Genomic DNA, 819 nt, shown 5'->3' with positions numbered 1-819 from the left:
GGATGATACCGCTCGCCGCGAACATAGCCGCGAATGCCCTCGCTATCCAAGCGATTTGACCGATCGGGAGTGGGCGCTGATCGCGTCGATGCTGCCGCCTGCCAAGCCTGGCGGCCGACCGCGGACCACCTGCCTTCGCGAGGTGATGAACGCGATCCTCTACGTCGGATCGAGCGGTTGCCAGTGGCGCATGTTGCCGAAAGACTTCCCACCGCCCTCGACGGTGCGCGGCTATTTCTACGACTGGCGTGACAGCGATCTCTTGAGGGCGATCAACGGCGTTCTCGTCGTTGCGGCCCGCGAACTGGAGGGGCGGCAGGCGAGCCCGAGCGCCGGCGTGATCGACAGTCAAAGCGTCAGAACCACTGAAAGCGGCGGTGTTTCGGGATATGATGCCGGCAAGAAGGTCAAGGGTCGAAAGCGCCATATCGTGACCGATACGCTGGGGCTTCTGCTCGTGATCGTCGTCCACGCCGCCGACATCCAGGATCGCGACAGCGCGGTGGCCGTTTTGAAATCCCTGCGTCATCGCTTCCCCTGGCTGCGCCATGTATTCGCCGACGGCGGCTATGCAGGCGAAAAGCTGAGGCGCGCGCTGAGCGGCAACGGTGACTGGACCATCGAGATCATCAAGCGATCAGACACCGCGAAAGGCTTCGAAGTCCTGCCGCGCCGATGGGTGGTCGAGCGGACCTTCGCTTGGCTCGGCCGATGCCGACGTCTCGCCAAGGATTGGGAGAAATCCACCGAAAGCGCGACCGCTTGGGCCTTCATCGCCAACATCCGCCTCCTCACCCGACGCATCGCAAGGTATTGGAT

The 819-nt window shown here is 63.2% G+C and carries 1 protein-coding gene; it reads left to right on the top strand.

From position 1 onward, the window contains the following. Positions 1-819, top strand: an 819-nt coding sequence (locus LZD57_RS23950; protein ID WP_233722097.1) for an IS5 family transposase, incomplete at both ends; no start/stop codon positions are given.

It is taken from the genome of Jiella avicenniae (assembly GCF_021390325.1).
Lineage (GTDB): Bacteria > Pseudomonadota > Alphaproteobacteria > Rhizobiales > Rhizobiaceae > Jiella > Jiella avicenniae.
This window is presented reverse-complemented; position numbering and strand designations above follow the sequence as displayed.